We start from the raw sequence: 23,464 nt of genomic DNA on the forward strand, positions 1-23,464 counted from the left end.
AAGGTTGATCGGAGCGCCGCGCTTTACCCATGCAGCGTATCGATGATCGCCTGCGTAATGCCCGGCCGGTCATACGACGCACGCTGAATCATCCCGACCGTGCGCAGCATCGGCGGATTGGAAATAGACAGCACGCGCAGCGAGGGATCGTTGCGCCAGTTGCCGCGATGCAGCAGCGGCAGCACGGCGACGCCGACGTTCTCCCGCACGAGCGCGACGATCGTCTCGATCGAGTTGAGTTCGAGATATTCGTTGACGGTAAGCCCCGCTTCGCGCAGCGCCTGCTCGACGACACGCCCGGTGCGCACGCGCCGGTCGAAGCGCAGAAAGCCGTGACCGCGCAGAATGCGCTGCGGGTCGGTGTCGGCTATCTGGCTGCTCGTGACCAGTACGAGCGGCTCGCTATACAGGGTGGTCCACTTCAGCGTGTCGGGCAGCGTCGCATCGGCGCGTGCCACCACGGCCGCGATATCGACGTCGCCTGCTTCGACGAGCGCCGCGAGTTCGTCGGAGCGCGCCGACAGCAGCCGCACGTCGAGCTGCGGATGCGCGGTTTTCAGACGCGCGACGACGAGCGACAGCGCGCCGATCACCGACACCACCGCGCCGATCGTCAGCGGCCCGATCATCGAATCGGCCGGGTCCGCGTCAAGCTCGTCGAGCAGATCGAGAATCTGCTCGACCTTCGGCCAGATCTGCTGCCCATCGCGCGTCAGCACGATTTGCCGTCCGCTGCGTGCGAACAGTTGCCGCCCGAGCGCCTGCTCGAGCCCACGCATCTGAAGGCTGACGGCGGCCTGCGTCAACGCGACTTTTTCCGAGGCGGCAGCGAACGATCCGGTTCGCGCGACGGCCCGAAAGGTTTTCAACATCCGCAGCGTGGGCATGCTTGATCGTCAAGAAAAATTTAAGTGTCGGCAAGAAATATTAATATTTTCTGTCGGATGCCGCACTCATAATCGTCGTTTCAAATGACGCTTGAAAGCGTCTCCGAGGACGACCAGCCCGTGGGGAGTATCACAGCATGAGCGATGGCGAGCGCCGACCGGTACTCGAGGTCAGCGGCTTTTCGTTGAAGTTTTCGCGCTCGGCCGCGATGCCGAATCTTGTCGACAACGTGTCGTTTGCGGTTGGCACCGGGGAAACGCTGTGCATCGTCGGCGAATCGGGCTGCGGCAAAAGCGTGACGTCGCTGGCGCTGATGGGGTTGCTGCCGAGCCCGCCCGCGCAACGCGTGGCCGGCACCGCGCGCTTCGACGGCCGGGACCTCTTTACGCTTTCCGAGCGCGAGTTGGCCGATATTCGCGGCAACCGGCTCTCGATGATCTTTCAGGAGCCGATGACGTCGCTGAATCCGGCGTTTACGGTCGGCGAGCAGATCGGCGAAAGCATCCGGCGGCATCGCGGTTTGAGCCGCGCCGAAGCGCGCGAAGCGGCGCTCGAGATGCTGCGGCTCGTGCGCATTCCCGCGCCGGAAACGCGCCTCGATGCGTATCCGCACCAGTTGTCGGGCGGCATGCGCCAGCGCGTGATGATCGCGATGGCGCTCGCGAACCGGCCGCGTCTGTTAATCGCCGATGAGCCGACCACCGCGCTCGACGTGACGATTCAGGCGCAGGTTCTGTCGCTGATCCGCAATCTGCAGGCTGAAACCGGTACCGCGATGGTGCTGATCACGCATGACCTCGGCGTCGTCGCGGAAGTCGCGGACCATGTCGCGGTGATGTACGCGGGCCGTATCGTCGAATACGGCACGGTCGCCGATCTGTTCGACGATCCGCAGCATCCATACACGATCGGCCTGATGGGCGCGATTCCGTCGACGGGCAAGCGCGAAGGCTCGCTCGCGACGATTCGCGGCTCGGTGCCGTCGCCGGAACAGATGCCGAACGGCTGCCGTTTTGCGCCGCGCTGCCCGTTTGCCGAGCAGCGCTGTGTCGATGCGGTGCCGCCCGACCAGTTCGTTACGGGCGTGCATCGGGTGGCGTGCTGGCTCGCGCCGGTCGAGCAGACCGCTGCTGCCGCGGGCGGACAACGTCAGGGCGCGCCGATGCGCAGGGAGCTCGCATGACGGCGCCCGCTATCCAGACCCTCGTCGCGGCTTCCGACGCCGCGGCACCCGCAGCGCACGCGCCGATCATCGAAGCGCGCGCATTGACGAAACATTTCGGCGGCGAGCGCCATCTGTTCACGCGCACGCCCGTCGTCCATGCGGTCAACGATGTGTCGTTTTCGGTCGGCGCGGGCGAGACCTTCGCGATCGTCGGCGAATCGGGATGCGGCAAGTCGACGCTCGGCCGCCTGCTGCTGCGGCTGATCGAATCGACGCAGGGCCGCGTGCTGTACCAGGGGCAAGACATCACGCATCTGCATGGCGCGCCGATGCGGCGGCTGCGGCGCGAAATGCAGCTGATCTTTCAGGATCCGTTCGCGTCGTTGAACCCGGGCATGACGGTCGGACAGATCGTCGGCGAGCCGGTCGCGTTGCATGGGCTTGCGCGCAATGGCGCCGAGCGCCGCGAGCGCGTCGCGCAGTTGCTGCGCACGGTCGGGTTGCAGCCGGCCTACGCGGACCGCTATCCGCACGAATTTTCGGGCGGCCAGCGGCAGCGTATCGGCATTGCGCGCGCGCTCGCCGGCGAACCGAAGCTGATCGTCGGCGACGAGCCCGTGTCGGCGCTCGATGTGTCCGTGCAGGCGCAGGTGATCAATCTGCTCGAAACGCTCAAGCAGGATCTCGGCCTCACGCTGATCATGGTCGCGCACGATCTCGCGGTGATCCGCCATATGAGCGACCGCGTCGCCGTGATGTATCTCGGCGAAATCGTCGAACTTGCGGACGTCGATGCGTTGTTCGACACGCCGCTGCATCCGTACACGCAGGCGCTGCTCGGTGCGATTCCGGTCAGCAGCCCGCACGAGCGTCGCGCGCGCGTCGCCTTGACCGGCGACCTGCCGAGCCCGACCGCGCCGCCGCCCGGCTGCCGTTTCCATCCGCGCTGCCCGCATGCGAAGCCGCTGTGTTCGCAGGAGCGGCCGCCAGCCGAAACCCTTGCCGACGGACGGCGCGTGGCGTGCCATTTCTGGCGCGAGATACAGAACGCGGGCGGTGGGGCGCCTCTCGCCGCGCCTGTCGGCACGAAGCTCGCCGAACGGCTTGCGATCTATCGCGAGCGGCAGGCGGCGCAAGCCGCGCAAGCCGCGCAGGCCGCGTCATAGAACAACCTGCATCACACCGCTTTATTGAACCGGGAAAAAAGAGGAAAGACCGCATGCGAAGAATCTTGATGGCCGTGGCGCTCGCGCTCAGCGCATCCGCCGCGATGGCGCAGACGAGCCAGATCCGGATCGGCCTGCAGGACGACATCGGTACGCTCGACCCTGCGCGCAGCGTGCAGTTCGTCGACCGCATCGTGTTCGCGTCGCTGTGCAATTCGCTCGTCGATATCACGCCGGACCTGAAGATCGTGCCGATGCTCGCGACGTCGTGGACCACGAGTGCCGACGGCAAGACGGTCACGTTCAAACTGCGGCAGGGCGTGAAGTTCCAGGACGCCGAGCCGTTCAACGCGGCGGCTGTGAAGGCGAATATCGAGCGCGACATGACGTTGCCGACGAGCAATCGCAAGAGCGAACTCGCGTCGATCGACCATGTCGATGCGATCGACGCCAATACGGTCGCCTTCGTGCTCAAGCAGCCGGATGCCGCGCTGCTCGCCACGCTGTCGGATCGCGCCGGCATGATGCTGTCGCCGAAGACGTTTGCGGACGCGGCCGGCGTCGCGACGCATCCGGTCTGCTCGGGTCCGTACAAGTTGGTGCAGCGCGTGCAGAACGATCGTGTCGTACTCGAAAAATTCGACGGCTACTGGGACGCTGCGAAGTATCCGATCCAGCGCATCACGTTCCTGCCGATTCCCGATGCGACCGTGCGTCTCGCGAACCTGCGCTCGGGCTCGCTCGATATGCTCGAGCGCGTCGCGCCGTCGGACGTGAATGCAGTCAAGAGCGACGCGAACCTGAAGCTCGTGACCACGCCGGGCCTTGGCTATTACTACGTCACGTTCAACATCAACAACGGCTCGCGCGGCAACCCCGTGCTGCGCGACAAGCGCGTGCGCGAGGCATTCGATCTGTCGATCGATCGCGATGCGATCAACCAGGTGATCGGCGCCGGCATCTTCGCGCCGGCGAACCAGGCGCTGCCCAAATCGAGCCCGTACTTCGACGCCGCTCTGCCCGCGCCGCATCGCGACGTCGCGAAGGCGAAGGCGCTGCTGAAGGCGGCCGGTCACGAACATGTCGACATCGAGTTCACGTATCCGAACAACACGGTGTCGAGCCAGATCGTGCAGATGCTGCAGGCGATGGTCGGCGAAGCCGGCTTCAACCTGAAGCTGCGGCCGACCGACTACGCCGCGCAACTGAGCGCAGCGCATAGCGGCGACTTCGAGGCGATGTACCTCGGCTGGTCGGGCCGCGTCGATCCGGACGGCAACCTGCATCAGTTCAATACGTGTGCGGGCAACCTCAACTACGGCAAGTACTGCAATGCGGAAGTGGACAAGCTGCTCGACGCCGCGCGCGTGAAGCTGACCGTCGCGGACCGCAAGGCGCAGTACGACGCGGCCGCGAAAGTGCTGGCCGACGAAGACCCGAACGTCTACATCTACATACAGCCGTGGCCGTACGTGCTGTCGAAGAAAGTGCAGGGCTTCACGCCGTATCCGGACGGGCTGATTCGCTTGCGCGGCGTCGGCATCAAGGGCTAGACGCCATGCTCAGGATCATCGCCAATCGCCTGCTCGTCGCGGTGCCGACACTGATTCTCGTGTCGATGCTGATCTTCGGCCTGCAGAAGCTGTTGCCCGGCGACCCGGTGATGGCGATGGCCGGCGAGGATCAGGACCCGCAGCTGATCGCGTCGCTGCGCGCCAAGTATCACCTCGACGAGCCGGTGCCGACGCAGTACGTGCTGTGGGTCAAGGACGTGCTGCACGGCAATCTCGGCGCGTCGCTGCGCACCGACGTGCCGGTCGCGTCGCTGATCGCGCAGAAGCTGCCCGTGACGATCCAGCTCGCGGTGATGGCGATGATCTTCGCGATCGGCATCGGCATTCCGGCCGGTGTGATTTCCGCGTCGAGCCGCGGCGGGCCGCTCGATTACGGCGCGAATATTCTTGCGCTGTCGGGCATGTCGATTCCGAATTTCTGGCTCGGCATCATGCTGATTTTTCTCGTGTCGGTGCGCTGGCATTTGCTGCCGTCGTCTGGCTATGTGCCGCCCGGGGAAGACTTCTGGCTCAGCATGAAAACCATGCTGATGCCCGCTTTCGTGCTCGGCGCCGCGCTCGGCGCGCAACTGATGCGGCATACGCGCAGCGCGATGCTGTCCGTGCTGCGCACCGATTACATTCGCACCGCCCGCGCGAAGGGGCTGCTGCGTATGGCCGTCGTAGTCAAGCATGGCTTTCGCAATGCGCTGATTCCGATCGTCACCGTGCTCGCGCTGCTGTTCGGCGAACTGCTCGCGGGCGCCGTGCTGACCGAGCAGGTGTTTACGATTCCTGGCTTCGGCAAGCTGATTGTCGATGCCGTGTTCAATCGCGACTATGCGGTCGTGCAGGGTGTCGTGCTCGTGACCGCGCTGTCGTTTATCGTCGTGAACCTGTTTGCCGATGTGCTTTATATCGTGCTCAATCCTCGTATGAGGCGCAGCTGATGGCTACTCCCGCGTCTCCCGTGCGTGCGCCTTCGTCCGCTGCCGCGGCCGGTGTCGCCGCCGGTGCTTCCGACACGCTGCCGCGCCGCAAGCGCCGCGGCCTCACGAAGTTCATGCGCAATCGCGCCGCCGTGTTCGGCGCGGTGCTCGTGCTGCTGGTCGTGGTCATGGCGCTGTTCGCGCCGTGGCTGTCGCATTACGACCCGGTGCAGGCGAGCTTCCTCACCGTGCGCCAGCCGCCGTCGGCCGCGCACTGGTTCGGCACCGACGAGCTCGGCCGCGATGTGTTCGCGCGGCTGCTCTATGGCGCGCGTGCGTCGTTGCTTGCCGGTGTCGTTTCGGTGTGTATCGCGGTCGTGATCGGTTTGCCGCTCGGCTTGCTGGCCGGTTACTTCGGCAAGCTTGTCGACGGCGTGATTTCGCGTGTCGCCGATGCGCTGCTGTCGATTCCGTTTCTGATTCTCGCGATCGCGCTCGCCGCGTTTCTCGGCCCGAGCCTCACGAATGCGATGGCCGCGATCGGCATATCGGCGATGCCGCGCTTCGTGCGTCTGACGCGCGGCCAGGCGCTCGCGGTGAAGGCGGAGGAATATGTCGAAGGCGCGCGCGCCATCGGTCTCGGTCACGTGCGGATCATCGTGCGCTATATCCTGCCGAATGTGCTGCCGCCGATCATCGTGCAGGCGAGCCTCACGATCGCGACCGCGATCATCGCCGAAGCGAGCCTGTCGTTTCTCGGGCTCGGGCAATTGCCGCCGGCGCCGTCGTGGGGTTCGATGCTGAACACCGCGAAGGATTTCGTGAGCCAGGCGCCGTGGATGTCCGTGTTTCCGGGCGTCGCGATTTTCCTCGCTGTGCTAGGTTTCAATCTGCTCGGCGATGGCTTGCGCGACGCGCTCGATCCACGCGAATCGTAGCGTGCACGGCGTGAGCATTTCAGTCGCTGCCCGGCTCGCTTCTTTCAACACTTCATCCGTTTGAGTTTCACATGACACGTTTCAACTGGCAAAACCCCTATCCGACGCAGCGCCTGCCTGTGTTCGCGCGCAACATCGTTTCGACGTCGCATCCGCTGGCCGCGCAGGCCGGCCTGCGAATGCTGTGGAAAGGCGGCAATGCCGTCGATGCGGCGATCGCCGCGGCCGCGATGCTGACCGCAGTCGAGCCCGTGTCGTGCGGACTCGGCGGCGATGCGTTCGCGCTCGTCTGGGACGGCAACAAGCTGCATGGCCTCAATGCATCGGGTACGGCGCCCGCCGCGTGGAATGTCGACTACTTCAAGGGTAAGTACGGCGAAGAAAACGGCATTGCGATCCAACCGAAGCGCGGCTGGGATTCGGTTACGGTGCCGGGCGTGATCGCAGGCTGGGAAGCGCTGCACAAGAAGTTCGGCAAGCTGCCGTTCGGCGATCTGATGGAACCCGCCATCGAGGTTTGCGAGCGCGGTCATGCCGTGGCGAGCGTCGTGGCGCACAAATGGGCGGCCGCGGTGCCGGAACTCAAGGACGTGCCCGGCTATGCGCAAACCTTCATGCCGCACGGCCGCGCGCCGGAAGTGAGCGAGCTGATCCGTTATCCGGGGCATGCGAAGACGCTGCGTCTGCTTGCCGAGAAAGGTCCGCGCGTCTTTTACGAAGGCGAGATCGCCGAGCGCATCGATGCATTCGCGCGCGAGCACGGCGGCGCGATGACGGCGGCCGACCTGCGCAACTACCGCGCGGACTGGGTCGAGCCGATCTCGAAGGAATATCGCGGTCATAAGGTGCACGAGATTCCGCCGAACGGGCAGGGCATCGCGGCGCTGATTGCGCTCGGTATTCTCGAGCAGTTCGACGTGAAGTCGCTGACCGTCGACAACGTCGAATCGCAGCACTTGCAGATCGAAGCGATGAAGCTTGCATTCGCCGATGTCTATCGCTATGTGGCGGACCCGCGCTCGATGGATGTGACGCCCGAGCAGATGCTCGACGACGCGTATCTGAAGTCGCGCGCGAAGCTGATCGACCCGAAGCGCGCCACGCATTTCGATTTCGGCATGCCGAAGTCGGGCGGCACGATCTATATGTCGGCGGCCGACGAAAACGGCATGATGGTCAGCTTCATCCAGTCGAACTATATGGGGTTCGGCTCGGGCATCGTCGTGCCGGGCTACGGCATCTCGATGCAGAACCGCGGCTGCGGTTTTTCGATGGACAAGAAGTCGCCGAACGTCGTGGAAGGCGGCAAGCGGCCGTTCCACACGATCATCCCGGCGTTCCTCACGCAGGAAGTGAATGGCCGCGACGAAGCGGTGATGAGCTTCGGCGTGATGGGCGGCGATATGCAGCCGCAAGGCCATCTGCAGTCGATCGTGCGTATGCTCGACTACGGCCAGCAGCCGCAGGCCGCGTGCGATGCGCCGCGCTGGAAGGTCAACCGCGACTTCACGATCGACGTCGAGTCGACGCTCGATGCGCAGTGCGTGCGCGGGCTCGAGGAACGCGGCCACCAGATCAAGTCGTTCGTCGATCCGTATATGGACTTCGGCTCGGGCCAGTACATCTGGAGGCTCGATCGCAACGATCCGGACCGCGGCTATGTCGCGGCGAGCGACAGCCGCCGCGACGGACTGGCAGCCGGATTCTGATTACACGCGGCCTCGTGCCGCGACCCATGCCTGAATGCTTCATCTGCCGGGCAGGCGCTGGATCGCCTGCCCGCGTATCTTTCCCCTCCCGTTCGTCCTGTTGCTCAGGCAACCATCGCGCAACCATTGCGCGAACATCTCGCGACCGCCACGCCGCTTCGCGTTGACGTCGATCGCTTCGTCCCGGTCCATCGCATTCCACGCGCATCCGCAGCGGCACGCCTGTGCCGGGTTTAGGCACGCCTTATGCACCAAAGGGTTAGCCAACATGCATGCATCCACTGCGCATCGGCGCTAAACTTTTTGACAATTTCATTAAGAAGAATTTACCGGAGCTATCATGCGCTGGATCGTTCTGGCATGGTTCCTTTCGAGCGCCGCATACGTATTCAACCGCGGAACGCAGCGCTTTAAATTCTGGCGGCAGTTGTCCGATCATTCGACCTTTCTCGCACCCATCAATATCTGGTGTTATCTGCTTTCGTCGATCAAGCCGGGGCCGTATATCGCCTCGTCGTCGTTTCCCGAACTCGCGCCGCTGCGCGCGAACTGGCAGCGGATTCGCGACGAGGCGCTCGCGGTCGATGCTGAGCAGAAGATCGCGGCCGCGGCCAATTACACCGATATCGGTTTCAACTCGTTCTTCAAGACCGGCTGGCGTCGTTTTTATCTGAAGTGGTACGACGCGCCGCATCCGTCGGCCGAGTCGCTGTGCCCGTACACGACCAGGCTGCTGCAGAGCATTCCGTCGGTGAAGGCCGCGATGTTCGCGCAATTGCCGCCGGGCGCGAGCCTCGTGCGGCATCGCGATCCGTACGCGGGGTCCGTGCGCTATCACCTTGGGCTCGTCACGCCGGCGGACCCGAAGTGCTATATCGACGTCGACGGCCAGCAGTACTACTGGCGCGACGGCGAGGAGGTGATCTTCGACGAAACGTATATCCACTACGCGAAGAACGATACGAATGTGTCGCGCATCGTGCTCTTCTGCGACATCGAACGGCCGATGCGTTTTCGCTGGGCGTCGGCAATCAACCGGCTCGTCTCGGATACGCTGATGCGCGCGGCCGCGTCGCCGAACGAGGTCGGCGACCGCACCGGCGTGCTGAACCGCATGTTCAAGTATGTCTATGCGATCCGTCGCGCGGGCAAGAAGATCAAGGCGTGGCATCGGCCCACTTACTATCTCGTCAAATGGACGCTGTTCGGCTCGATCATTGCCGGCATGTTTTATCTGATGTGAACGCTTTGCCGCTGTCGAGACACTTGCGGAACGGATGGAAGCCGGCGATAAAACGCGGCGCGTTAAAGTACATGCGTTAGATTAGACGCGTCAAGAGAGTCAAGACGTATGGAAAGGCAATTGTGCAGCCGCCGCTGCACCGTTGCCTTTTTTGCTTTGTGAAGTCTTCGCGGCAGCGGTGTGTTTGTGCAAAGTCGTTTTTTCGTCGCAAAGTTTTGCGTTCAGAAATTGTTATATTATAACATTTGTGGATCGGTATCCCGGCCGTGTCCGGTTAACGCACTCTTAACGCACTCTTAACGCACTCTTTGCACGAGCGATCCATGACCAAGCTTCCCGTAACCGTCTTGTCCGGCTTTCTCGGCGCCGGCAAGACCACGCTGCTCAATCACGTTCTGAACAACCGCGAGGGCAAGCGCGTTGCCGTTATCGTCAACGACATGTCCGAAGTCAATATCGACGCGCAACTCGTGCGCGACGGCAGTCAGTTGTCGCATGTCGACGAGAAGCTGGTCGAGATGAGCAACGGCTGTATCTGCTGCACCTTGCGCGAAGATCTGCTCGTCGAGATCCAGCGTCTTGCGAGGGAGCAGCGCTTCGATTACCTGCTGATCGAGTCGACAGGTATTTCGGAGCCGCTGCCGGTCGCCGAGACGTTCACGTTTCGCGATGAGGAAGGCCGCAGTCTTTCCGATATCGCGCAGCTCGACACGATGGTCACCGTCGTCGACGCATATCACTTCGCGCGCGACTACGGTTCGCATGATTTCCTTGCCGACCGCGGCGAGACGATGGGCGATGAGGATCGACGCACGGTCGTCGATCTGTTGACCGAACAGGTCGAATTCTGCGACGTGATCGTGCTGAACAAAACGGATATGGTCAGTGCAAGCGAGCTCGAGCGGCTCAAGGGGGTGCTGCGCGCGCTCAATGGTCGCGCACAGATCGTCGAAAGCAGCTTCGGGCGTGTGCCGGTCGATCGCATTCTGAACACCGGGCTCTTCGATTTCGAAGCGGCTGCGCAAGCGGCGGGCTGGCTCAAGGAAATGCGCGGAGAGCATATTCCGGAGAGCGAGCAGTATGGGATCGTGAGCTTCGTTTATCGCGCGCGTCGTCCGTTTCATCCGCAGCGGTTCTTCGACTGGATCCGGCAGGAGTGGCCGGGGGTCGTGCGCTCGAAAGGATATTTCTGGCTCGCCTCGCGTCACGATCTGGTCGGCGAATGGTCGCAGGCGGGCGCGATTTCACGTCACCATCGCGCGGGCACATGGTGGGCGGCGGTGCCGAAAGCGTCGTGGCCGCAAAGCCCCGAAGCGTTGGAAATCATTCAGCGTCGCTCGCAGCCGCCATATGGCGACCGTCAGCAGGAACTCGTGCTGATTGGCACGGGGATGAATGAGGCGACGTTACGCGCCGCATTCGATGCATGTCTGCTCGACGATGACGAGCTCGCACTCGGCGCAAAGGAATGGCTCCGGTTCGAAGATCCGTTTCCTTCGTGGGCGGTGCCGCAGTAGCGGATAGAACGCGTGCAGGCTTCGATGCGGAATCGAACGTGAAATCCGGGCGATTCCGCGCTCAAACTCGAGCAATTGGTTGCGCGGACAACCGATACCGCATCCAACGAAGCAGCAAACCCTCCCTCCACCGCCTCCTTTGACCGCATGCGCGGCAACTTCCGCCGCGCACTGCATATCCTGCGCCAGCGGCTCGGTTTCTCGTCTGAACTTGTTCAGCGGTTGCGGTCGTCAGCGCACAGACCCGCGAGGTTGGACTCGCGCACAGTGAAGGCGTGGGACACAAGATCGATTAATTGAAATTCGACTGTTGCTATTTCGTCAAAAACAATACAGCGACGCGTGATCAGGCATAAAGTTAAAGTGCTTTATCAAGTCTCTTGTGCAGTGCGGGGGTGCTATGAAACGCAGAACAACGCGACAGATGGTGAGGGTGCTTTCCGATATCCGTCGTTCAGCCAATTGCAGGGCTTTGCGCGCGGCTGCCGTAATTCGCGAGATGGAACTCGCGGAGATCGAAGCCGAAGAGGAAGAGCGCGAGAGCCGCGAAACCGCTCGCGAAGAGGCGCGCGACGAGCCGAGCTGGAGAACGTCGTGAAAGCCGCAGGTGATCGTTCGCTACGCCTGCTGGTCGAGAAGTGGCTCGCACCGCTCGCGGCGACGCCGCTGCACGTCACGCACTTCGGCCGCACGCGCAACGACGGGACGCGTTACGTGCGGGTCGAGGCGCAGTCGGTGGATGGGCCGCGTGCACTGTTCTTTTTCAGGCATGACGACGGGTGCTGGTGCGTGTTTCCGCCGACGGTCGACAGGGCGAAGCGAAGCGGCGAGCAGGTCGCTGTCGAGGCTGCGTAGCCCGAGTAACGCGGCAAGCAATGCGGCAATTAACGCGCAAGTAAGGTGGCAAGTAAGGCGGCAAGTAAGGTGGTGAGCAGCGCAGTACCGCGGTGTGTGCGACGCCTATCCCACCGACGCAGATCGCCTGCGCGCATGCCATATCGGCATCGCCTGGCAGACGATCAGCCCGATCGACATCAGCACGCAGCCGAACACCGCGCGCGCTGTCAGCGTCTCGCCGAGCACGAGCCAGCCGGCGAGCGCCGCAAACACGCCTTCCATGCTAAAGATGACGGCCGCGTGCGCGGGCGCTGCGTGTTTCTGCGCGACGACCTGAATCGTGTACGCAACGCCGACCGACAGCGCGCCGCCATACAAAATGGTCGGCGCCGCGCGCACGATGTCGGCGGCGCGAACCGGCTCGTACGCAAGCGCAATCGCGCTGCAAACCACACCGCACGCAACGAACTGCACGAGCGCGAGCACGAGCGGATCGTGCCGCCGCGCGAAGCGCCCGACGAGCACGACCTGCGCGGAAATCACGAGCGCGCCGGCGAGTTGGTACCAATCGCCGTACAGCATCGAAAAGTGCTCGTCGACGCTGAGGAAATACATGCCGGCTGCTGCGAGCGCGGCGCCAAGCCAGGTGCCGAGCGCCGTCTGATGGCGCAGCACGACGCCCATCAGCGGCACGATCACGACGTATAGCGAACTGATAAAACCGGCATTCGCGACCTTCGTGTATTGCAAACCGATTTGCTGCAGCGAAATGGCCACGGCGAGCAGCAGGCCGAGCCACGTACCGTCGCGTAGCAGCGTGAAGCGGATCAGCGGCAAGTGTGCGGGCAGTGGTAGTGGCGCTCTCGCCCGCGCGTGCAAGGGTTCCTCGATGCGCGGCTTCCCGGCGGCCGTCAATGGCCGCAGGCATGCGAGCAGCAGCACGACGCAGGCGCCAAGCAGAAAGCGCAATCCGGTAAATAGAAACGGCCCGATCGTGTCGAGGCTTAGGCGTTGCGCCACGAAGGCGGAGCCCCAGATCATCGCGGCGACCAGCATCAGCAGGTTCGCGCGCAGGTGTTGTCGAGTCGTGGTTTTCAAGCGGACGGGTTCTCACATTCAAGTCGCACATGATAACGGACCGCGCAACGGCAAAATCGCGCGCGCTCTACGTCGTCTTGCTGTGCGTCACGCTATCCATCAGCGCGCGCATCCGCTGCCAGTGGGAACCTTCCCAGAACACGCGCCGGCACACGTCGCAGGTGACGAATTGCGAATGCCGCTCGAGCACGCCGTCGGGCGCGCGGCCCACCGCTTCGTCTTTTGAAATGCGGCGCAGCGGCGCATTGCAGGTGAGGCACAGACGGAACGGTTGCGCGCTGCCGTTGAGGTCGAGGCGTCTGAAGATTTCGCGCAGCTGCGCTTCGGGCTTGAGCGCGCGCACATAGCAGCCGTGCGTGATCGTGCGACGCTTGAGCAGTTCGCGGTCGCGCGTGAGCACGGTGCGGTTTTCATCGAGCGCGAGCGCTTCGATGCGTGCGTCCTCGTAGTGGTTGTCGTAAAGCGTATCGAAACCTGCGAGACGCAGCAGTTGCGCGAGACCGCCCAGATGCGCGTCGGCGATAAAGCGCACCACACGCAGCGGCCGCTCGCGCACGCGCAATAGCGGCCGGATATCGAGTGCTTCGAATTTCGGATAGACGGCGACGCGGTCGCCATCCTTCAACGGATGATCGAAACCGACCGATTCTCCGTTCACCAGAATGAGCTCGACTTCGGTATGCGGCACGCCGAGTGCTTCGATCATGTGTTTCGCGGTCGCATCGCGTGCGCAGGCGCAGCTGAACGACTGCCGCCGCAGGGGCCGGGCCAGAAAGTCGTTGAGCTCCTCGTAGAAGCGGAAAGTCGCGGTGACCATGCGCCAGTATCGCATTTGCCCCGGCGCCGCCGTCGGCACATCGTCGAATTGCCAAACGAATCTGCACAGGTCGTTGGCTTGTGCTTTACTTCCGGTTCTGTCGAAGAGGAGCCACAGATGGACATCGGTTTTATCGGTCTCGGCGAGATGGGCGCCGCGATGGTCGAAAACATTCTGAAAGCCGGGCACCAGGTTCGTGTCTGGAACCGCTCGCCCGAGCGTGCGCAACGCCTCGCGCAAGCGGGTGCGCAAGTCGTCGGTTCGGTCGCCGAGGCCTTCACTGGCGACGCGGTGTTCTCGATGCTCGCCGACGACGCGGCCGTGCGCGAAGTGATCAACGCAGGTGTGCTCGAACAGGCGCCGCGCGGGCAGATCCACGTGAACATGGCGACGATCTCGGTCACGCTCGCCGGCGAACTCGCGCACGAGCATGCACAACGCGGCCTCAATTACGTCGCGGCGCCCGTGATGGGGCGGCCGGACGTCGCCGCAGCCGGCAAGCTGACAATCGTCGCGGCCGGCCCCGCCGAAGCGATCGATCGCGTGCAGCCGGTGCTCGACGCGGTCGGCCAGAAAACGTGGCGCATCGGTTCGCTCGCGCAGCAGGCGAATGTGATGAAGCTTGCTACGAACTTTCTGATCGGATCGGCCATCGAGTCGCTCGGCGAGGCGTCGGCGATGCTGGCCGGCCACGGCGTCGGGATGCAGGATTTTCTCGACGTGATCACGAGCAATCTGTTTCAGGGCGTCGTCTATCAGGGCTACGGCAAGATGATCGCCGAGCAGCGCTATGAGCCCGCGCTCTTCAAGGCGCGCCTCGGCATGAAAGACGTGCGGCTCGTGCTCGCCGCGGCCGAATCGGTGAATGCGCCTTTGCCGATCGCGAGCGTCGTGCGCGACAGCCTGATCGAAGCGATGGCGCATGGGGACGGCGAAAAGGATTTTGCGGTGCTCGGGCAGGTCGCTGCGCGCCGGGCGGGACGGTAGGAGGCGTCGAGGTGCGTGCGCTTTGCCGGCGGGAATCGCCGCGTATCTGCGTCATATGCGAACGAGGATTCGCGCATGACGCAGAGCACAAAAAACGCGGTGTGCGAGCAGCGTGAGGCGGGCTTTGCGACTGCTGTGGCTGATCCGCAACAGAGTAGCAATCGTTTGCATCGGTTGTTGCGTCGCACCAAAGCTTTTGCTATAGTGGTTTCTGTCTCCTCCATGTCTCCTCTGATATGGATTCAGCCCGCCACTTCGGCGGGCTTTTTTTTGCCCGCTTTTGCCATTTTCCGCAGCAAGCCGGTCCGCTGGGCTGGAAAAGCGCCGCTATGCGCGAATCTATGCGCGAACGCCAGAAAAGAAAAAGGCCGGCGATTATCGCCAGCCTTCAATTTTGCCCAAACCAGACAAGCCGATGCGCGACGCATCCGGCCTGTGCGAATCACGCGCTCAAGGTTTCAACCCGGCTCCCTCATCAGCACCGATGGCGAGGTTCATGCATTGAATCGCCGCGCCCGACGCACCCTTGCCGAGATTGTCGAGACGCGCGACCGTGACGAAACGCTCGTCGTTGCCGAACACGAACAGATCGACGCGATTCGTGTCGTTGTTCGCCTGGACGTCGAAGAACCCGCTGTCGAGGTTGGCGTCGGCGTTGAACGGCGCGACGCGCACGAACGCTTCGCCCTGGTAGTACTCGGCGAACAGCGTTTGCACGTCTTGCGGCGTCACGCGCTTCGCCAGTTGCGACGGCGAAAAGTAGCTCGTAACCGCGAGCCCCTTATAGAAGCTGCCGACGATCGGCGTGAACACCGGCGGCGATTTCAGGCCTGTATGCGCGGCCATTTCCGGCAGATGCTTATGCGTGAGACCGAGCGCGTACGGACGGGGGCTGTCGAGCTTCGCGTTACCGCCCGCTTCGTACTCGGCAATCATCTTCTTGCCGCCGCCGCTGTAGCCGGTCAGCGAATAGCTGTGCACGGCGAGATCCGGCGCGACGACGCCGGCCTCGACGAGCGGCCGCATCGCGAGTACGAAGGCCGATGCGTGGCAGCCGGGCACCGCAATGCGCTTCGCGTGACGTACGCGCTCGCGCTGCGCGCGGGTCAGTTCGGGCAGGCCGTACGCCCAGTCGGCGTGCGTGCGAAACGCGGTGCTCGCGTCGATCAGCACCGTACGGTCGTTGTCGACGAGCGACGCCGATTCGCGCGATGCGGCATCGGGCAGGCACAGAAACGTGACGTCCGACGCGTTGATGAGGCGGCGGCGCTCGTCGAGGTCCTTGCGCTTCGCTTCATCGATGCGCATTACTTCGACGTCGCCGCGTTGCGACAGATATTCGAAGATTTTCAGGCCGGTCGTGCCTTCCTGTCCGTCGACAAAAACTTTCGTGCTCATCTCGATCTCGCTTGGGTGAACCGGAGCGCCTTGAAAACTGTTGCGGTGTTGCGGCGCCGGACCGACATTTTAAGACCGGATGGCGCCGCGTGCGTGGCGCGTCGGGAAAAACGTGTAAGCAAACGTCGCGCAGGCCTGTCGCGTTCACGCGGCTGTCATCAACGGCCGTACGTGACGGTCATGCGGGCGAAACCGATCGTCGCCGTATTGATTTCGTGGTCGAACATCAGCGCGGGGCGGCCCGGTCCGAAGCGCAGGTCGGCCGTGTCGAGCGCGTAGACGGTGATCACATAGCGATGTGGCTTGCCCGGCGGCGGGCATGGTCCGCCATAGCCGTCGACGTCGAAGTCGTTGCGCGCTTCGACCGCGCCGATCTTGTTGAGGTAACCGGACGCGCTCGCGTTTTCCGGCACGCGGTCGACGTTGGCCGGAATCCCGACGACGGCCCAATGCCACCAGCCGCGGCCAGGTGCATCGATGTCAAACATCGTGATGGCGAAGCCGCGCGTGCCGGCCGGCGCATCGCGCCACGACAATTGCGGCGATCGATTGCCGCCCTTGCAATCGTCCTGGTCGAAGACTTGCGCCTGGCCGACCGCGCCGCCCGATTTGACGCTCGTGCTCGAAACGGTGAACGCGAGCGCGGGCTGTGCGGTTTGCGCGACCTGTGCCGCTTGTGCGTACGCGGCGGACGGCATGACGGTCGGCGCGAGACTCGCCGCAACGGCCATTAACAAGTCAGCAAACAAAAATGCGTGAAAGTTTGCAAAGAATCGAAACGCAGAAAGGCGAACGTTCGAGCAACGCATGCGCATGTGCCGATTCTCCTGTGCGACTGGCCCAATGGAGCGGACGGCTGCAGCGCTTACCCCGGTGCCATGTGACCACGATGATATTGTCCCTGTTTTGTACCGTGAAGCCGAATCGAGTCTAACATTACGTCTGTACGCAGCTGTTCTTTGTCGCTGTTGTTCCTGATGGAGACGGCCCGCGACCGGTGAAATCGGCTATAGTCGGACACCCGCTGCTGGCGGGTAACAGCAGGCCCGAGAAATTTAGAACTAAAGAATAGTTGCATGACGGAAGTTTCGGAGCGTGGGTTATCAGGCGAAGGGAGCGCGATGCAAAATCCAATCAAGGTCGTCGTGGCCGACGACCATCCGGTGATTTTGTTTGGCGCCGAGCAGGCGTTGCTCAAATTCCCGGGCATTCAGGTCGTGGCGCGTGCGCGTCAATCGACAGAACTCGTGAAAGTGCTGCAGACCGTTCCATGCGACGTGCTCGTGACGGATCTCGCCATGCCGGGCGGTCAATACGGCGATGGTTTGCCGCTGATCGGCTACTTGCGGCGCAATTTTCCGGACTTGCCGATCGTCGTACTAACCATGCTCGAAAATGCGGCGTTATTGAAACGCCTCTCCGAGCTCGGCGTGATCTCGGTCGTCAACAAGGCCGACGACCTCAGTCATATCGGCCTCGCGGTTCAGCACGTGGGGCGCAATATCGAATACATGAGCCCGTCCGTGAAAGCAGCATTGGAAACCTTGCGCATGAACGCGGGCGGCAAAAACGATGAAGTGATTCTGTCGAAACGCGAGCTCGAGGTCGTGCGGCTCTTTGTGTCGGGCATGACGATCAAGGAAATTTCTGAGCAGCTCAGTCGCAGCATTAAGACGATCAGCACGCAGAAGAACACGGCAATGCGCAAGCTCGGTCTCGAGCGCGACTCGGAGTTGTTCCAGTATGCGCAGAGCAACGGCTTGATGAATCTGTCGTCCTACGCCCCCGGCGAGGCGGGCGAGGCAGGCAAGCCAGGCGAGGCGGGCGCAGCGGGAGCGGCCGACGAACCATGACGGTCGTCGACGCGTGCTGCGTCGGCGACAGCGCGTTAGCAAAGCAAAAAAGCCGCACATCGTGTGACGACGATGTGCGGCTTTTCTTTGTGCGCCCAGCATGGGCGCAATCTTGTGGGTGCAAGTCCCACCATGAGTTGACCACAGCGAATGAAGCGAAGCGCAACTGCGGGAGGGCGACCGATCGTGGGGAGGAAGCGCGGAGCGAAACCGCGAGCCGATGGACAAGAACCGTATAGAAGGCGGAGCCGATCAGGGCGAGCAGGCAAAGAACTGCGAAGCTCTCGTGGTCAAGGATCAGGCGACGTAGATGCGGCGGTTGTGCGGTGATGGATTGCGTTCTTGCCTGGCGAGATCTCGCCTCATGCCTGAAAGGGCGACGGTGGTGAACCGGAGCGAGAAGTCAGCAGAGGCCATAGTAGTCACAGGACAGACCGGTGAGGTTGAGGCTGGTGATGAAGGGCTAAACGGAAAGGAGTGTCCAGCGACATGTCGATGCATAAGGCCAGGCGTCAGAAGTCCACGCAGGTGGAGCGGGCGGGAAGGATGCGCGGTGAAGCCGTGCAGGTAGCTGCCAGCGACGAAGCCGGGTGCCCGCGGCATGAGAACGGGGACACAGGGTCAGCGCTGCTGGAAGCAGCGCTGACGAGAGAGAACCTGCAACAGGCGCTCAAACGGGTGCGGGCGAACAAGGGTGCTGCGGGTGTGGATGGTCTGGATATAGACCAGAGCGTGCGTCACCTGGTGCACGCGTGGGCAGCGATACGTGAGCAACTGTTGTCGGGGAAGTACCGGCCGATGCCGGTGCGGCGGGTGACGATCCCGAAACCGGACGGAGGCGAGCGCGAGCTCGGTATCCCGACGGTAACGGACCGGCTGATCCAGCAGGCGCTGCTGCAGGTACTGCAACCGGTTCTGGACCCCACCTTCAGCGAGCACAGCTACGGCTTCCGGCCTGGGCGGCGTGCGCACGATGCGGTGTTAGCCGCGCAATCGTACGTGCAGTCGGGACGGCGGATCGTGGTGGACGTTGATCTCGAGAAATTCTTCGACCGGGTCAATCACGACATCCTCATCGAACGCCTGAAGAGACGTATCGGCGATGCCGGTGTAATCCGGCTGGTCCGGGCGTATCTGAACAGCGGGATCATGAGCGATGGCGTGGCGCTGGAGCGCAGCGAGGGCACGCCGCAAGGCGGACCGCTCTCGCCGCTGCTGGCCAACGTGCTGCTCGACGAGGTGGACCAGGAACTGGAGCGACGAGGTCATTGCTTCGTGCGCTACGCCGACGATGCGAATGTGTACGTTCGTAGCCGCCGGGCGGGCGAGCGGGTGATGGCGCTATTGCGCCGGTTGTATGGAGGGCTGCGGCTGAAGGTCAACGAGGCCAAAAGCGCGGTGGCCAGCGTGTTCGGACGCAAGTTTCTGGGCTACAGCTTCTGGGTAGCCCAGGGGGCGTGGTCAAACGCAAGGTGGCGGCAAAGCCACTGAAGACGTTCAGGCAACGTATCCGGGAACTGACGGGCCGCTCGGGCGGGCGCAGCATGCAGGACGTGGTGCAGCGGTTACGTGCGTATCTGCTGGGCTGAAGGCGTACTACCGGCTGGCGCAGACACCGCGCGTCTGGCGAGTGCTGGACGAATGGTTGCGTCACCGGTTGCGTGCCATACAGCTTAAGCAGTGGAAGCGTGGCACGACGATGTACCGCGAACCTCTCGCGTTGGGTGCGGTACCGGGCGTGGCGCAACAGGTGGCGGCCAACAGCCGCTGCTGGTGGCGTAACAGCGGCGCCCGGCATCTGAATCATGTGTTCACCATCGCATGGTTCGATCGGCTGGGTCTACCCCGCCTCTCATAACCTCAACTTCCCGAACCGCCCGGTGCGGACCCGCATGCCGGGTGGTGTGGCAGGGGTACGGCCTTATGGCCGTCCCCTATGCCGATCGCCTCGCGCGGCGATATTCGACCTAATGCGTCGGCTAATCGTGCCGACTTACTGCGGTGCCGCTGTCGCCCCGCCATGCGCGGCCGACCACTCAGCCGGCGCATGCAGAAACTTTTCGACTTCGTCGAGCGTCTTCGATTCGAAGTAGCCGGAATTTTTGGCGACGCGCAGCACATCCCACCACGTTGCGAGCGCGTGCAGATCGACGTCGATGTCTTTGAGCACCGACACGCTTTCCTTGAAGATGTTGTAGTGGAACACGACGAAGCAGTGGTTCACCGTCGCGCCCGCGGTGCGCAGCGCATTGATGAAGTTGAGCTTGCTGCGGCTATCCGTGGTCAGGTCTTCGACGAGCAGGACGCGTTGGCCTTCGGTGAGCAAGCCCTCGATCTGCGCGTTGCGGCCAAAGCCCTTCGGCTTTTTGCGCACGTATTGCATCGGCACCATCAGGCGATCCGCGATCCACGCGGCGAACGGAATACCGGCGGTTTCGCCGCCCGCCACCGCATCGATCTGCTCGTAGCCGACGTCGCGCAAAATGGTCGATTCAGCCATTTCCATCAGGCCGCGGCGCAGGCGCGGATACGAAATCAGCTTGCGGCAGTCGATGTACACCGGGCTCGCCCAGCCGGACGTGAAGATATAGGGTTTCTCAGCGTTGAAATGCACGGCCTGAACTTCGAGCAGCATTCGGGCGGTCGTGTCGGAGATCGTCTGGCGATCGAAGCCTGTCATGGGCGGTCCTTCGGTGTGGTGCACGCTACGCGTGCACGTAAATTGTGACGTAACCAAGCGGGAGGGACGGCGCGATGCTTACACGCGTCGCGATGACTGCGAAGCCTCTGCGGGCCGAACTGCGGCGAAACAGCGGCGATCCGGGCTGCTGCGCGTAGCCCGCGATTTTACCCGATTCGGACCCGGCCGACGAGACCTGCGGGCGCCTGTGGCCCTGTTGCGGCGGCCAGTGCAGACGTTTTTGTCCACGCTTGTGGCGTGCCCGCATGGCTATTACACTCACGCGGCTTTCGCGACCGGCGCACAAACACGCCTTACCCACGCCCCAATGAATCTTGCCCCTTCCGACACCGCCGGCTCCGGCTCCGGCTACCCCGCGCGAGCGCTGATCGCGTCCGCGCTCGGCTACGCGATGGACGGTTTCGACCTGCTGATCCTCGGTTTCATGTTGCCGGCCATTGCGGCCGAGTTGCATCTGTCGTCGGCGCAGGCGGGCGCGCTCGTCACGTGGACGCTGATCGGCGCGGTCGCGGGCGGCCTGATCTTCGGCGTGTTGAGCGACTACTTCGGCCGCGTGCGGATGCTCACGTGGACGATCCTGCTGTTCGCCGTATTTACCGGCTTGTGCGCGCTCGCGCAGGGGTATGCGGACCTGCTCGTGTACCGGACGATTGCCGGCATCGGACTCGGCGGCGAATTCGGCATCGGCATGACACTGGTCGCCGAAGCATGGCCCGCCGCGCAGCGTGCGCGCGTGTCGTCGTATGTCGGGCTCGGCTGGCAAACCGGCGTGCTCGCGGCTGCGTTGCTCACGCCGCTTCTGTTGCCTCTCGTCGGCTGGCGCGGCATGTTCGCCATCGGGCTGCTGCCGGCGGTCCTGTCGTTTTTCGTGCGGCGGCGTGTCGAAGAACCGGCGCTTTTCAGCGAACGGGCCGCGCGCGGCATGCGCAAGCCGCCGCTCAAGCTGCTCGTGGCCGATGCTCATGCAATACGCACGAGCATCGGTGTCGCGATTCTCTGTTCGGTGCAGAACTTCGGTTATTACGGCCTCATGATCTGGCTGCCCACCTATCTGACGAAAACGTTCGGCTATTCGTTGACGCGCTCAGGTTTGTGGACCTCGGTGACGGTGCTCGGCATGGCCGCCGGCATCTGGCTGTTCGGCGTCGCCGCGGACCGCTTCGGGCGCAGGCCGGCGTTTCTGTTCTATCAGGCGGGCGCGGTGCTGATGGTGTTCGTCTACGCGCACCTCGGCACGCCGTCTGCGCTGCTCGTCGGCGGCGCGGTGATGGGCCTGTTCGTCAACGGCATGATCGGCGGCTATGGCGCACTGATTTCGGAGCTCTATCCAACCGACGCGCGCGCGACCGCACAGAACGTGCTCTTCAATTTCGGCCGCGCGGTCGGCGGATTCGGGCCGGTCGCCGTCGGCTCGCTCGCGGCGCGTTACTCGTTCGGCGCGGCGCTTGCACTGCTGGCGTCGATCTATCTGCTCGACATCGTCGCGACCTTGCTGCTGATCCCCGAGCGCCGCGGTGCCCCGCTTGAATGACAGTGCCGGACGCGATCGGTTGCGTCCGTATCGCATTGCAGCGTGACAAGCGGCCCGATCTTTCGCGATGCTATCTGTTGTTGCTCCACCGGTTCGTGCCGGGTCTTCATTCGTAAGCGGTACACTAGCCGACCCCAAATCGCTCGCGACTGGCCGGTTCACGCTCGCACCGCCCCTCTCTTCATGCCCGCTGCCGGTTGCCTGAATCTGAGCGAACGGGTTCGAATTCCTAACGTCTCGCAGGTCAAAACATGGACGAACAACTGAAGCAAAGCGCTCTCGCATATCACCAGAATCCCCGCCCAGGCAAGATTTCGGTTACGCCGACCAAGCCGCTGTCGAACCAGCTCGATCTGTCGCTCGCATATTCGCCCGGTGTCGCGGCCGCTTGCATGGCCATTCACGGCGAGCCGCTCGATGCGCAGAAGTACACGTCGCGCGGCAATCTGGTCGGCGTCGTCACGAACGGCACCGCGGTGCTCGGTCTCGGCAATATCGGGCCGCTCGCCGCCAAGCCGGTGATGGAAGGCAAGGGGTGTCTGTTCAAGAAGTTCGCCGGCATCGACGTGTTCGATATCGAGCTCAACGAATCCGATCCCGACAAGCTCGTCGAGGCGATCGCGATGCTCGAGCCGACCCTGGGCGGCATCAACCTCGAAGACATCAAGGCGCCCGAATGCTTCTACATCGAAAAGAAGCTGCGCGAGCGCATGAAGATCCCGGTCTTCCACGACGATCAGCACGGCACGGCGATCATTGCGTCGGCGGCGATTCTCAATGGTCTGAAGGTGGTCGGCAAGGATCTCGCGAGCGTGAAGCTCGTGTGCTCGGGCGCGGGCGCCGCGGCGATCGCGTGTCTCGATCTGCTCGTGAACCTTGGGCTCGCGAAACAGAACGTTCTTGTCACCGACTCGAAGGGCGTGATCTACGAAGGCCGCGACAATCTCGATCCGTCGAAGGCGCGCTATGCCGCGCATACCGATGCGCGCACGCTCGCCGATGCGATCAAGGGCGCGGACGTGTTCCTCGGCTGCTCGAGCGCCGGCGTGCTGAAGCCGGAAATGGTGAAGGACATGGGCACGCAGCCGCTGATTCTCGCGCTCGCGAACCCGGAGCCCGAGATCCAAGTCGGAG

The 23,464-nt window shown here is 63.3% G+C and carries 19 protein-coding genes and 2 pseudogenes; 15 read left to right on the forward strand and 6 right to left on the reverse strand.

Translation table 11 applies throughout. The features are described from left to right. Positions 1 to 23: 23 nt before the first annotated feature. On the reverse strand, positions 24 to 887 hold the full coding sequence (locus QYH69_RS26825; RefSeq protein ID WP_308834749.1) for a LysR substrate-binding domain-containing protein: 864 nt from the start codon (positions 885 to 887) through the stop codon (positions 24 to 26). 137 nt (positions 888 to 1,024) lie between these two features. On the opposite strand from QYH69_RS26825, the gene QYH69_RS26830 reads away from it, so the two are divergent. From QYH69_RS26830 to QYH69_RS26875, 10 genes are all read left to right on the forward strand, one after another. Next, positions 1,025 to 2,071: an ABC transporter ATP-binding protein gene (locus QYH69_RS26830; RefSeq protein ID WP_308834750.1), complete on the forward strand. Its 1,047-nt coding sequence runs from the start codon at positions 1,025 to 1,027 to the stop codon at positions 2,069 to 2,071. After that, positions 2,068 to 3,219 carry an oligopeptide/dipeptide ABC transporter ATP-binding protein gene (locus QYH69_RS26835; RefSeq protein ID WP_308834751.1) on the forward strand — a complete coding sequence of 384 codons (1,152 nt, stop codon included), beginning with the start codon at positions 2,068 to 2,070 and terminating at the stop codon, positions 3,217 to 3,219. The genes QYH69_RS26830 and QYH69_RS26835 overlap by 4 nt, the downstream gene beginning before the upstream one ends. Positions 3,220 to 3,272: 53 nt before the next feature. Beyond that, complete coding sequence (locus tag QYH69_RS26840) at positions 3,273 to 4,772, forward strand: ABC transporter substrate-binding protein (protein WP_308834752.1); 1,500 nt, start codon at positions 3,273 to 3,275, stop codon at positions 4,770 to 4,772. A gap of 5 nt (positions 4,773 to 4,777) precedes the next feature. Next, positions 4,778 to 5,722, forward strand: coding sequence for an ABC transporter permease (locus tag QYH69_RS26845; RefSeq protein WP_308834753.1), 945 nt, complete (start codon positions 4,778 to 4,780; stop codon positions 5,720 to 5,722). After that, complete coding sequence (locus QYH69_RS26850; RefSeq protein ID WP_083615180.1) at positions 5,722 to 6,639, forward strand: ABC transporter permease; 918 nt, start codon at positions 5,722 to 5,724, stop codon at positions 6,637 to 6,639. Before QYH69_RS26845 ends, QYH69_RS26850 begins: the two co-directional genes overlap by 1 nt. 71 nt (positions 6,640 to 6,710) lie before the next feature. Further along, positions 6,711 to 8,348, forward strand: coding sequence for a gamma-glutamyltransferase family protein (locus QYH69_RS26855; RefSeq protein ID WP_308834754.1), 1,638 nt, complete (start codon positions 6,711 to 6,713; stop codon positions 8,346 to 8,348). Between the two features lie 340 nt (positions 8,349 to 8,688). Continuing rightward, positions 8,689 to 9,591 carry an aspartyl/asparaginyl beta-hydroxylase domain-containing protein gene (locus QYH69_RS26860; RefSeq protein WP_308834755.1) on the forward strand — a complete coding sequence of 301 codons (903 nt, stop codon included), beginning with the start codon at positions 8,689 to 8,691 and terminating at the stop codon, positions 9,589 to 9,591. Between the two features lie 323 nt (positions 9,592 to 9,914). Continuing rightward, positions 9,915 to 11,108, forward strand: coding sequence for a zinc metallochaperone GTPase ZigA (gene zigA, locus QYH69_RS26865; protein WP_308834756.1), 1,194 nt, complete (start codon positions 9,915 to 9,917; stop codon positions 11,106 to 11,108). 400 nt (positions 11,109 to 11,508) lie between these two features. After that, the gene (locus QYH69_RS26870) at positions 11,509 to 11,706 is read left to right on the forward strand and encodes a hypothetical protein (RefSeq protein WP_308834757.1); all 198 of its coding nucleotides are present in this window, start codon (positions 11,509 to 11,511) and stop codon (positions 11,704 to 11,706) included. Further along, on the forward strand, positions 11,703 to 11,963 hold the full coding sequence (locus tag QYH69_RS26875) for a hypothetical protein (protein ID WP_308834758.1): 261 nt from the start codon (positions 11,703 to 11,705) through the stop codon (positions 11,961 to 11,963). The genes QYH69_RS26870 and QYH69_RS26875 overlap by 4 nt, the downstream gene beginning before the upstream one ends. 105 nt (positions 11,964 to 12,068) lie before the next feature. Here the strand turns inward: QYH69_RS26875 and QYH69_RS26880 are convergent, their stop codons facing one another. Both QYH69_RS26880 and QYH69_RS26885 read right to left on the reverse strand, forming a co-directional pair. Then, positions 12,069 to 13,043, reverse strand: a complete 975-nt coding sequence (locus QYH69_RS26880) for a DMT family transporter (protein ID WP_308834759.1) — start codon at positions 13,041 to 13,043, stop codon at positions 12,069 to 12,071. Positions 13,044 to 13,110: 67 nt separating this feature from the next. Further along, the gene (locus tag QYH69_RS26885) at positions 13,111 to 13,860 is read right to left on the reverse strand and encodes a Mut7-C RNAse domain-containing protein (protein WP_308834760.1); all 750 of its coding nucleotides are present in this window, start codon (positions 13,858 to 13,860) and stop codon (positions 13,111 to 13,113) included. 117 nt (positions 13,861 to 13,977) lie between these two features. Here QYH69_RS26885 and QYH69_RS26890 point away from each other — a divergent pair, with 117 nt between their 5' ends. Beyond that, a complete protein-coding gene (locus QYH69_RS26890) occupies positions 13,978 to 14,847 on the forward strand; it encodes an NAD(P)-dependent oxidoreductase (RefSeq protein ID WP_308834761.1) in 870 nt (289 codons plus the stop codon). Positions 14,848 to 15,297: 450 nt separating this feature from the next. Here QYH69_RS26890 and argC read toward each other — a convergent pair whose 3' ends face one another. Together argC and QYH69_RS26900 are read right to left on the reverse strand one after the other, a co-directional pair. Further along, a complete protein-coding gene (gene argC / locus QYH69_RS26895; RefSeq protein ID WP_308834762.1) occupies positions 15,298 to 16,245 on the reverse strand; it encodes an N-acetyl-gamma-glutamyl-phosphate reductase in 948 nt (315 codons plus the stop codon). Positions 16,246 to 16,403: 158 nt separating this feature from the next. Further along, positions 16,404 to 17,060 carry a YbhB/YbcL family Raf kinase inhibitor-like protein gene (locus tag QYH69_RS26900; RefSeq protein ID WP_374992506.1) on the reverse strand — a complete coding sequence of 219 codons (657 nt, stop codon included), beginning with the start codon at positions 17,058 to 17,060 and terminating at the stop codon, positions 16,404 to 16,406. Positions 17,061 to 17,366: 306 nt separating this feature from the next. Here QYH69_RS26900 and QYH69_RS26905 point away from each other — a divergent pair, with 306 nt between their 5' ends. Beyond that, positions 17,367 to 18,098: a response regulator gene (locus QYH69_RS26905; RefSeq protein WP_308834763.1), complete on the forward strand. Its 732-nt coding sequence runs from the start codon at positions 17,367 to 17,369 to the stop codon at positions 18,096 to 18,098. Positions 18,099 to 18,587: 489 nt separating this feature from the next. Beyond that, positions 18,588 to 19,956: pseudogene (gene ltrA / locus QYH69_RS26910) on the forward strand (group II intron reverse transcriptase/maturase). A gap of 135 nt (positions 19,957 to 20,091) precedes the next feature. Here ltrA and QYH69_RS26915 read toward each other — a convergent pair. Continuing rightward, positions 20,092 to 20,778 carry an orotate phosphoribosyltransferase gene (locus QYH69_RS26915; RefSeq protein ID WP_308834764.1) on the reverse strand — a complete coding sequence of 229 codons (687 nt, stop codon included), beginning with the start codon at positions 20,776 to 20,778 and terminating at the stop codon, positions 20,092 to 20,094. Positions 20,779 to 21,106: 328 nt separating this feature from the next. On the opposite strand from QYH69_RS26915, the gene QYH69_RS26920 reads away from it, so the two are divergent. Further along, entirely contained in the window at positions 21,107 to 22,330 is a 1,224-nt protein-coding gene (locus QYH69_RS26920) for an MFS transporter (protein WP_308834765.1), read from the forward strand. A gap of 251 nt (positions 22,331 to 22,581) precedes the next feature. Next, positions 22,582 to 23,458 (forward strand): annotated as a pseudogene (locus tag QYH69_RS36140) (malic enzyme-like NAD(P)-binding protein); the annotation flags it as partial. Positions 23,459 to 23,464 lie beyond the last annotated feature (6 nt).

This window comes from Paraburkholderia sp. SARCC-3016, from assembly GCF_031119615.1.
GTDB lineage: Bacteria > Pseudomonadota > Gammaproteobacteria > Burkholderiales > Burkholderiaceae > Paraburkholderia.

What these genes read in the sequence shown, in the direction of transcription:
- QYH69_RS26850 (WP_083615180.1), top strand. Translation starts at nt 5,722, where the DNA reads ATGGCTACTCCCGCGTCTCCCGTGCGTGCGCCTTCGTCCGCTGCCGCG.
- QYH69_RS26905 (WP_308834763.1), top strand. Translation starts at nt 17,367, where the DNA reads ATGCAAAATCCAATCAAGGTCGTCGTGGCCGACGACCATCCGGTGATT.
- QYH69_RS26920 (WP_308834765.1), top strand. Translation starts at nt 21,107, where the DNA reads ATGAATCTTGCCCCTTCCGACACCGCCGGCTCCGGCTCCGGCTACCCC.
- zigA (WP_308834756.1), top strand. Translation starts at nt 9,915, where the DNA reads ATGACCAAGCTTCCCGTAACCGTCTTGTCCGGCTTTCTCGGCGCCGGC.
- QYH69_RS26825 (WP_308834749.1), bottom strand. Translation starts at nt 887, where the DNA reads ATGCCCACGCTGCGGATGTTGAAAACCTTTCGGGCCGTCGCGCGAACC.
- QYH69_RS26855 (WP_308834754.1), top strand. Translation starts at nt 6,711, where the DNA reads ATGACACGTTTCAACTGGCAAAACCCCTATCCGACGCAGCGCCTGCCT.
- QYH69_RS26870 (WP_308834757.1), top strand. Translation starts at nt 11,509, where the DNA reads ATGAAACGCAGAACAACGCGACAGATGGTGAGGGTGCTTTCCGATATC.
- QYH69_RS26840 (WP_308834752.1), top strand. Translation starts at nt 3,273, where the DNA reads ATGCGAAGAATCTTGATGGCCGTGGCGCTCGCGCTCAGCGCATCCGCC.
- QYH69_RS26830 (WP_308834750.1), top strand. Translation starts at nt 1,025, where the DNA reads ATGAGCGATGGCGAGCGCCGACCGGTACTCGAGGTCAGCGGCTTTTCG.
- argC (WP_308834762.1), bottom strand. Translation starts at nt 16,245, where the DNA reads ATGAGCACGAAAGTTTTTGTCGACGGACAGGAAGGCACGACCGGCCTG.
- QYH69_RS26890 (WP_308834761.1), top strand. Translation starts at nt 13,978, where the DNA reads ATGGACATCGGTTTTATCGGTCTCGGCGAGATGGGCGCCGCGATGGTC.
- QYH69_RS26885 (WP_308834760.1), bottom strand. Translation starts at nt 13,860, where the DNA reads ATGGTCACCGCGACTTTCCGCTTCTACGAGGAGCTCAACGACTTTCTG.
- QYH69_RS26860 (WP_308834755.1), top strand. Translation starts at nt 8,689, where the DNA reads ATGCGCTGGATCGTTCTGGCATGGTTCCTTTCGAGCGCCGCATACGTA.
- QYH69_RS26900 (WP_374992506.1), bottom strand. Translation starts at nt 17,060, where the DNA reads ATGCGCATGCGTTGCTCGAACGTTCGCCTTTCTGCGTTTCGATTCTTT.
- QYH69_RS26915 (WP_308834764.1), bottom strand. Translation starts at nt 20,778, where the DNA reads ATGACAGGCTTCGATCGCCAGACGATCTCCGACACGACCGCCCGAATG.
- QYH69_RS26845 (WP_308834753.1), top strand. Translation starts at nt 4,778, where the DNA reads ATGCTCAGGATCATCGCCAATCGCCTGCTCGTCGCGGTGCCGACACTG.
- QYH69_RS26835 (WP_308834751.1), top strand. Translation starts at nt 2,068, where the DNA reads ATGACGGCGCCCGCTATCCAGACCCTCGTCGCGGCTTCCGACGCCGCG.